The organism is Streptomyces sp. NPDC002513, assembly GCF_053595355.1.
The window spans coordinates 42,333-50,641 of record NZ_JBSFXK010000053.1 but is presented as its reverse complement, the minus strand read 5'-3'; the positions used below and the strand labels follow the sequence as shown (position 1 = coordinate 50,641).

At 73.1% G+C, this 8,309-nt stretch carries 9 protein-coding genes; 3 read left to right on the top strand and 6 right to left on the bottom strand.

Going from position 1 to position 8,309, the window contains the following annotated elements:
* Positions 1–137: 137 nt before the first annotated feature.
* Positions 138–602 (bottom strand): DUF6214 family protein, encoded by a 465-nt coding sequence (locus tag ACWD5Q_RS27650; protein WP_451429765.1) that lies wholly within the window; start codon positions 600–602, stop codon positions 138–140.
* A 226-nt stretch (positions 603–828) separates the two neighbouring features.
* Between ACWD5Q_RS27650 and ACWD5Q_RS27645 the strand changes: the two genes are divergently transcribed.
* Positions 829–2,268 carry an FAD-dependent oxidoreductase gene (locus tag ACWD5Q_RS27645; RefSeq protein WP_451429764.1) on the top strand — a complete coding sequence of 480 codons (1,440 nt, stop codon included), beginning with the start codon at positions 829–831 and terminating at the stop codon, positions 2,266–2,268.
* A gap of 175 nt (positions 2,269–2,443) precedes the next feature.
* Here ACWD5Q_RS27645 and ACWD5Q_RS27640 read toward each other — a convergent pair whose 3' ends face one another.
* Positions 2,444–2,797, bottom strand: a complete 354-nt coding sequence (locus ACWD5Q_RS27640; RefSeq protein ID WP_451429763.1) for an ArsR/SmtB family transcription factor — start codon at positions 2,795–2,797, stop codon at positions 2,444–2,446.
* Between the two features lie 146 nt (positions 2,798–2,943).
* Here ACWD5Q_RS27640 and ACWD5Q_RS27635 point away from each other — a divergent pair, with 146 nt between their 5' ends.
* A complete protein-coding gene (locus tag ACWD5Q_RS27635; RefSeq protein ID WP_451429762.1) occupies positions 2,944–4,023 on the top strand; it encodes an NADH:flavin oxidoreductase/NADH oxidase in 1,080 nt (359 codons plus the stop codon).
* Positions 4,024–4,211: 188 nt separating this feature from the next.
* Here the strand turns inward: ACWD5Q_RS27635 and ACWD5Q_RS27630 are convergent, their stop codons facing one another.
* Positions 4,212–4,811, bottom strand: a complete 600-nt coding sequence (locus ACWD5Q_RS27630) for a rhodanese-like domain-containing protein (RefSeq protein ID WP_451429761.1) — start codon at positions 4,809–4,811, stop codon at positions 4,212–4,214.
* A gap of 75 nt (positions 4,812–4,886) precedes the next feature.
* Between ACWD5Q_RS27630 and ACWD5Q_RS27625 the strand changes: the two genes are divergently transcribed.
* Positions 4,887–5,174, top strand: coding sequence for a metal-sensitive transcriptional regulator (locus ACWD5Q_RS27625; protein ID WP_451429760.1), 288 nt, complete (start codon positions 4,887–4,889; stop codon positions 5,172–5,174).
* Between the two features lie 32 nt (positions 5,175–5,206).
* Here ACWD5Q_RS27625 and ACWD5Q_RS27620 read toward each other — a convergent pair whose 3' ends face one another.
* The 3 genes from ACWD5Q_RS27620 to ACWD5Q_RS27610 all read right to left on the bottom strand — a co-directional run bounded on the left by ACWD5Q_RS27620 (position 5,207) and on the right by ACWD5Q_RS27610 (position 8,146).
* Positions 5,207–5,953, bottom strand: coding sequence for a sulfite exporter TauE/SafE family protein (locus ACWD5Q_RS27620; RefSeq protein WP_451429759.1), 747 nt, complete (start codon positions 5,951–5,953; stop codon positions 5,207–5,209).
* Positions 5,950–7,383 (bottom strand): MBL fold metallo-hydrolase, encoded by a 1,434-nt coding sequence (locus tag ACWD5Q_RS27615; protein WP_451429758.1) that lies wholly within the window; start codon positions 7,381–7,383, stop codon positions 5,950–5,952. Before ACWD5Q_RS27615 ends, ACWD5Q_RS27620 begins: the two co-directional genes overlap by 4 nt.
* A 169-nt stretch (positions 7,384–7,552) precedes the next feature.
* Complete coding sequence (locus tag ACWD5Q_RS27610; RefSeq protein WP_451429757.1) at positions 7,553–8,146, bottom strand: Rv1733c family protein; 594 nt, start codon at positions 8,144–8,146, stop codon at positions 7,553–7,555.
* Positions 8,147–8,309 lie beyond the last annotated feature (163 nt).

Sequence of the window (8,309 nt, the reverse complement as noted above, 5' to 3'; positions counted from 1 at the left end):
GCCGGCACTCCCCCAGCCTTCGGCCGGGGGGACCCCCAGAGCACGCACCGGACGCCGCTCCTTAACGGGCAAACGTTGCCTGCCGCGGCACTAGCGAAACGGTCTGGCAGCGACCCCGCGGTCGGCGCGTGCCCTGCTCAGCGGTCTGTGTGACGCGGCGTCAGGAATCCGGCGTCGCGCGCCCCACCGATCAGCTTCAGCGAGCCGCGGCGGCTGCGGCCCGTCGCGGACATCACCGCGAGCACCGGATCGGCGCCCCGCCCCTGAGCCGCGAGGTACTCCTCGGCGGCCAGGCGCATCCCTTCGACACCGGGCGGCCAGGCGGGGCGGTCGCGGGTCGCGAGCGCACCGGCGGACTCGGGCGGCGGGGCGGAGTGCGCGCCGCACGCCTCGAGCAGGGGGTCCTCGATCCAGTCGGCGAGCGCCGTCAGGTCGCCGAGGGACAGGGGCGGTTGCGCCCTCACCTCCTCGATCTCCACGCGTCCACCGGCCGCCACGGCGAGCACGTCCACCCGTCCCCCGTCGGGCAGATCAAGCCGGACCGCGAACCACGACGTGACACTCCCGCACTCCTGCACTTCCCACGCGGGCCAGACGGACACCGGCCCGTCCGAAAGGAAGTCGGATCGGAAGTGATCGGAAAAATCCCCAAAGGACGCTTCCAACATATACGCAACGTAAGCGATCGATCACATACCATGCGAAGAGCCACGCACGGCAGGAACCCGCTCCGCACCCCGTCGGCCCAGTGCGCCACCCCCTCCCCTCCCGCCGTGCGCGGTGCAATGCTGGAGCCACCAGCGATCTCCTCAGCGAGGGAGTTCCGCCGTGCTGAATGTCGCCGTCGTCGGCTCCGGGCCGAGCGGGGTCTACACCGCCCAGAGCCTCGTCCAGCAGGACCCGGAGGTGCGGGTCGACGTCCTCGACCGGCTGCCCTGCCCGTACGGGCTGGTTCGGTACGGCGTGGCGCCCGACCACGAGAAGATCAAGTCGCTGCAGAACAATCTGCGCACGGTCCTGGAGCACGAGCGGATCCGGTTCCTCGGCGGTGTCGAGGTGGGCGGGGGCGGGGTGCCGCCCTCGCGGCTGCGCGAGCTGTACCACGCGGTGGTCTACTGCGTGGGGGCCGCGACCGACCGGCATCTGGGCATCCCGGGCGAGGAGTTGCCCGGGAGTTGGTCGGCGACCGAGTTCGTGTCCTGGTACAGCGCGCACCCGGACTCCGTCACCGACGGTTTCGTGCGCGGGACGCACACGGCCGTGGTGATCGGCGTCGGGAACGTCGCGGTGGACGTGACCCGGATGCTGGCCCGGGGAGTGACGGAGCTGAGCCCCACCGACATGCCGCAGGCGGCGCTCACCACGCTGGCCGCCAGCACGGTCAGGGAGATCCACATGGTGGGCCGGCGTGGCCCCTCGCAGGCCCGGTTCACCACCAAGGAACTGCGCGAACTGGGCGCCTTGCCGGACACCGAGGTGATCGTGGACGAGGAGGAGCTGGCGCTCGACCCGGCCTACCTCGACCCGTCCGGGCTGCCGGCCGCCCAGCGCCGCAACGTCGAGGTGCTGCGCGCCTGGGCCGCAACGCCCCCGCGAGACGCCCCCCGCCGGATCCGGCTGCGGTTCTTCCTGCGGCCGGTGGAGCTGCTCCCCGCCGGAGGCACCTCCGCGCCCGGGCGGAGCCCGGAGCCCGGGGAAGCCCACGTGGGCGCGGTGCGTTTCGAACGGACGGTCCCCGACGGGGCCGGCGGGATCAAGGGCACCGGGCGTTACGAGGACATGGAGGCCCAGCTGGTGCTGCGTTCGGTCGGCTATCGCGGGGTGCCGCTGGAGGGGCTGCCGTTCGACGCGAAGAGCGGCACCGTGCCCCACCGCTCCGGACGGGTGCTGCGGGACGGGTCCGTCTCACCGGGCGAGTACGTGGCCGGGTGGATCAAACGGGGTCCGACCGGTGTGATCGGCACCAACCGGCCCTGTGCCAAGGAGACGGTGACCTCGCTGTTCGAGGACGCCTCCGGGCTCGTGGGGCGTGAGGTGCCCGAGGACGCGCTCCCCCTGCTGCGCGCGGACGGGCTCGCCCCCGTCGAGTGGCCGGGGTGGCTGGCGATCGAGCGGGCGGAGGCGGAGCTGGGAGTCTCGCTCGGCCGCACGGTGGTGAAGCTCCCGGACTGGCAGTCGCTCATGACCGCCGCGGGGTGCGACACGCGCAAGACCGCCGCGCACCACGACCCACAGCGGCAACCGCCTCGAGATCAACAGCCCGTTTGAGCCGCCCACCGTCTCCCCCTGACGACAGCCGTGGACCCGGTCGACGACGTCCCGCCCCTGCGTCGGCTCACCGCCTTCGGCTCCCGGCGCATCCTCGCGATATGCGGGGCTCGGTGCCCGTGCCGCTGATCGCGGACGGGCGGTGGAGCTGCCGGGCCTTCCCTCGAAGGCCGGTTCAGTCACCGGAGCGGACGGCCTGGTGGGCGGCGGCGGCCAGGAGGGTGTCCAGGAGCCCCGGGAAGAGACCGTCCAGATCGTCCCTGCGCAGGCCGTTCATCTTGGCCGTGCCCCGGTAGACCTGCCGGATCACCCCGCTCTCCCGAAGCACCCGGAAGTGGTGCGTGGTCGTGGATTTGGTCACAGGCAGGTCGAAGTGCGAACAGGACAGCTCGTCGCCGTCGGTGGCCAGTTCTCGCACGATCCGCAGCCGCATGGGGTCGGAGAGCGCGTGCAGTACCGCCTCCAGGCGGATCTCCTCGCGCGCCGGGTGCGGAAGGTCACGACTGCCGGGGGCGGGGGCGGGGGTCACAACGGCTCCAGTTCGTCCGGGGGTTCCTCCGGAAGGCCTTTCCTTGTCCGAGTCATTGTACGAGAAGTATCGTAGTTTGACATTCACCGTACTACGACGCCTATCGTACGAGTGACCCACCGGCCCCGCCCCGAACGGAGTCCACTGTGAACGCGCTCTTCGAACCCCTCACCCTGCGCGACGTGAGCATCCCGAACCGGATCTGGATGCCCCCGATGTGCCAGTACTCGGCGGCCCCGAAGGGGCCCGCGGTGGGCGCCCCCCACGACTGGCACTTCGCGCACTACGCGGCGCGCGCGACCGGTGGCACCGGACTGATCATCGTCGAGGCCACCGCGGTCTCACCCGAGGGCCGTATCTCCCCGTACGACCTGGGCCTGTGGAACGACACCCAGACCGAGGCGTTCCGCCGGATCACGGGCTTCCTCCGGGAGCAGGACACGGTCCCGGGCATCCAGCTCGGACACAGCGGACGCAAGGCATCCACCGCCCAGCCCTGGAAGGGCGGGGCTCCCCTCGGCCCCGACGCGTACGCCTGGCAGCCCCTCGCCCCGAGCCCGCTCCCCTTCGACCAGGGCCACCCGGTGCCGACCGAGCTGACCGTGGAAGACATCCGGACCATAGTGGACCACTTCGCGGACTCCGCCCGCCGCGCCCTGGCCGCCGGCTTCGAGGTCGTCGAGATCCACGGCGCGCACGGCTACCTCATCAACGAGTTCCTCTCCCCGCACTCCAACCACCGCACGGACGCCTACGGCGGCTCGTACGAGAACCGCACCCGCTTCCCGCTCGAGGTCGTCGACGCCGTGCGGGAGGTGTGGCCGGACGACAAGCCGGTGTTCTTCCGCATCTCGGCCACCGACTGGCTGGACGAGGGCGGCTGGACGCCCGACGACACGGTTCGCTTCGCGACCGACCTCCAGGCGCACGGCATCGACCTCCTCGACGTCTCGACGGGGGCCAACGCCGCGGGCGTACGCATCCCCACGGGCCCCGGCTACCAGGTCCCCTTCGCCGCCCGGGTGAAGGCGGAGACGTCTGTGCCGGTCGCCGCCGTCGGACTCATCACCGACGCCGACCAGGCCGAGAAGATCCTCGTGAACGGCGAGGCGGACGCGGTGCTGCTGGGCCGCGAACTCCTGCGCAACCCGTCCTTCGCCCGGCTCGCCGCCCGCGCACGGGGCGCCGAGGTGCACATACCGGACCAGTACCGCCGGTCGGTCTGACGGATTTCGTACCGGCGGTCGGTCCGACGGACTCGGTACCGGCGGTCGGTCCGACGGACTCCGTACCGGCGGTCGCCCTGGCCGACTCGTATCACCAGGCGCGGCGGCGCCGTCGTACGGGGCCACGGGCCGGCTCCGGCCGCGCCGGCCCGCTCGGGCCGCGACCGTGGCGCCCGCCGCCGAACCCGTCAGCGTTCGCGCAGCCGGGCGAGAGTGGTGTCCAGGCCCACTCCGCACGACCGGTTGTGCGGGAGCTTGCCCAGCAGGCGGGCCATCCCGCAGGTGTCGGTCACGGCCGAGTAGACGAGGCCGCTCGCGACGCCGGCGGACAGCAGCCGGAACGCCGGGTGGGCCAGACGGCCGAGCCCGAGGCCGACCAGCACCAGCGAGCCGGCGGCGAACCTCACCTGACGCTCCATCCCCCACACCCGGCGCGCGCCGGTCTCCGGGCGGCGCACCTCATATCCGGCGGCGGCCCACGCCGTCGTCCCGCCCACGAGGGTGGCCGCGGCCACCCCGTGTTCGGCGAGGATCCCGCACGCGGTCGCCGAGCGGTTGCCGGAGGCGCAGACCATGAGCACATCACCACGGGAGGCGGCCTCCCGAAGGACGGGCAGAGCGTCACGGAGGTCGTCGAGGGGGATGTTGAGCGCGCCCGGGACATGCCCAGAGGCGTACTCGGCCGGCGTCCGCACGTCGATGACGGTCAGATCGGCCAGCCGGGCCCGGGCCGCGGCGGCGTCGAGGGCGGGCGGGGCGTACGGAGTGGTGGTCTGTGCGTCGGACATGAATGCCATCCTTGGTTGTCATTGTTGCCCCGAAACGGGGTAGATTACCCCCGGGGGTATTCCTGAGGAGGGATCGTGGACCTGGATCTCGCGGGCGCCGAACTACGAGCCGTGCTGAACCGACTGCGCCGTGCGCAGGGCCAGATCTCCGGTGTGATCCGGATGATCGAGGAGGGCCGCGACTGCGAGGACGTGGTCACGCAGCTCGCCGCCGCCTCCCGTGCCCTCGACCGGGCGGGTTTCGCGATCATCGCGACCGGTCTGCAGCAGTGCCTCACCGACGGCGAGGACGGATCCACGCCGACCGAGGACCGCGAGGTGATGCGGGCGCGTCTGGAGAAGCTCTTCCTGTCGCTGGCGTGACGCGACGGTCGTCCACCTGACCGGGCGGGTGTTCATACGACCGCGCTGACCAGCATGAACACGGCCACCGCGAGCAGCACGACCGCGAAGTACCGCTGCAGCAGGCCGCCGGAAATCCGGGCCGCGAGCCGCTTTCCGTCCCACGCGCCCAGGACCGCCGCCCCGGCGAAGGGCCCGACGACGGACCAGTCCAGACCGGCGACCGTGCCCGTGCGGGCCACGAGTGCCGCCAGCGAGTTGATCGTGATGACCAGCAGACTGGTGCCCACCGCGAGCCGCATCCGCAGTCCGAGGACGTTCACCAGTGCCGGTACGGCGAGGAAGCCGCCGCCGACCCCGAGCAACCCGGTGACCGCGCCGAGCCCCGCGCCGGCCGCGGCGGCGGGGGCCGCGCGTCTCTCGCGCCGGTCGTCGGCCACCGGTCGCGGACGCAGCATGCGCAGCGCGGCCGCCACCGCGACGACGGCGAAGGCACCGGTCAGCAGCGGGGCGGGCACTCTGGCCGCCACGACCGCGGTGAGCATCGCGGGGAGGATGCCGGCCGCGGCGAACAGGCTTCCCGTCAGCCAGCGGACGCTGCCCTCGCGAGCGTGTGCGACCAGGGCGGTCGCGGACGTCGCCGCCACGATGAGCAGGCTCCCGGTGGTGGCGGCGACCGGTGTGAAGCCGAGCAGATGGATCAGGGCGGGGACGGCCAGAACGCTCCCCCCGCCGCCGAGCGCCCCGAGCGCCAGGCCGATGACGGCACCGGCGGACAGCGCGAGAACCAGGGTGCTCACGTGGCCGGTCCGCCGCCGTCACGACTCCCGCGCACGGTGAGTCCGGCCGCCACGGCTGCCGGGAAGCCGTCGTCGACGGCGACGACGGAACGGCCCGCGGCATCGAGCAGGGACGCGGCGATCGCGGCGCGCATGCCGCCCGCGCAGTGCACCCACACCTCACCCGCGGGGATCTCGTGGAGGCGCCGGTACAAGGTGTGGAGGGGGATGTGCACCGATCCCTCGACGTGCCCGTCGGCGCGTTCGACGGCACGGCGGACGTCCAGGACGACGACGTCCCCGCCCGTGCGCCCGCGTGTGCGCCGAGCCGCGAGATCGGCGAAGGTGGCACGCCGGAAGGAGGCCGGGGCCGCACCTTCCGGTATCCAGGAGGCGGGGCCGCCCACGGCCGCCGCGGCCGGGCGGTCGATGCCCACCCGGGTCAGTTCGCGCTGCGCCGCCGCCAGTTGCTCCGGCGACTCGGCGAGCAGCGTGACGGGCTTGCCCCACGGGACGAGCCAGGCCAGATAGGTGGCGAGTTGCCCGCCCGCCTCGAAGTTCAGCGAGCCCGCGACATGCCCGTTGGCGAAGGCGACCCGGCTGCGCAGGTCCACCACCCACTCCCCCGCCGCCAGGCGCGCGGCGATCTCCTCGGCGTCGGCGACCGCGGGCGGGGTCAGATCGACCGGTGCGGGGCCCTCGGCGTTGGCGGGGCCCATGTGCACGTAGTACGCGGGTATGTCCTCCAGGCCGGCCAGCAGGTCCGCGACGAAGGCGTCGGCGTCGCGCAGCAGGGCCGCGTTGGTCTCCTTCTCCTTGCCGATGGTGGTGTCCGTACCGGCGGCCTGTGCGGAGGCACAGAAGCTGCCGAAGCCGTGTGTGGGCAGCACGGGGGTGTCGTCCGCGAGTTCGGCGGCCAGGCGGCGCACGGAGGCGTGCTGGGCACGGGCGAGCCGCTCGGTCAGCCGCGGTTCGACGAGGTCGGGACGGCCGACCGCGCCGATGAGCAGCGAGCCGCCGGTGAACACCGCCACGGGCGTGGTCGACTCCGACGGGACGGCGGATCCCTCCGGGACGACGGACTCCTCCAGGACGTACGAGGTGTGGTGCGGCGTGTGCCCGGGGGTCGCGAGCGCGCGCAGGGTCAGGCCGGTGTCGATCTTCACCGTGTCACCGTCGTGCACGGCGGTCCGTGCGAACGAGACCCGCGCGGCGGCCGGGACCAGATAGGCGGCGCCGCTGACGCGGGCCAGTTCAAGCCCGCCGGAGACGTAGTCGTTGTGGAGGTGTGTCTCGACGACATGCGAGATCCGCACGCCGCGCCGCGCGGCCGCGGCGATGACCTGGTCGATGTCCCTGGGCGGGTCGACGGCCACGGCCGTGTGCGCGCCGCCCGCGAGATAGCTGCGGTTTCCGAGCCCCGACAGCTCGATGGTGTCGATGAAGAACACCGGGCACTCCTTTGCTGACTGAATTACCCCCCGGGGTATCTGGAGGCTAACACGATTACCCCGGGGGGTATCTCATGTGGGTCAGGGAGCCGCAGGCCGGGGGCTGGGCCCCCGGCCACGCGTACGCCCGTAGGGCCAGGCGGAGACGCGACCGAAGGCCCGGGCCGGGTCAGCCCGTCTTGCGGCCCCACATCGGGCCGAACCGCGCCCAGGACGCGTCCCACCGGGCCATGCGGCGCCGTTCCAGGCGCTCGCGGACGATGCGCCCGACCAGGTACGGAACCGTCGCGACGCTCGTCCCGACCAGCACCCCGACCATCGCCGCGCGTATCCGGGCCGCGGACGGGGAGGCGGGACGGGTCACCAAAGAGCCGTTGCCGTCCGTCCACACCGTGACGGCCGCGCCCGCCCGGCTGCCGGCGGCCGCACGTGCCTGGCCCGCGTGGGACCGGCCGTCGGTCCCGGTCCAGCGCACGTCCGCCCAGACGCGTCCCGCACCGGACGCGGTCGTCGCCTTCGGCGCGTCCCGGGTGAGAAGGGCCACGACCGGGCGCCACTCGGCCCGCTCCCGGGCCAGGCCGTGCTCCACGGAGTGCGTCGCCGCCAGCCCCGTCAGCACTCCCCCGACCACGGTCACCACCCACACGGTGAGCACGACCCAGGCCTCCAGCACGTCGCTGCGGCGCCGCAGCGGATTGCGCCGCCACCGCCACCACCACACCCTGGGACCGCGGAACACCGTCACCGATGGCAGCCGCCTCATCGATGCCCTCCTTCTCACGCGCACACGGACGCTCCCGAACGCCCTCTCGTACGGGAGCCGGGCCGCCGCCGCTCACGTGACGTCCGCCGTCTCCGGGTCCAACCCCGGGCGGGTCCCTCCCCGTCTTCCGTCAACACGGCACGTGACCTGCGCGAACAAGGTG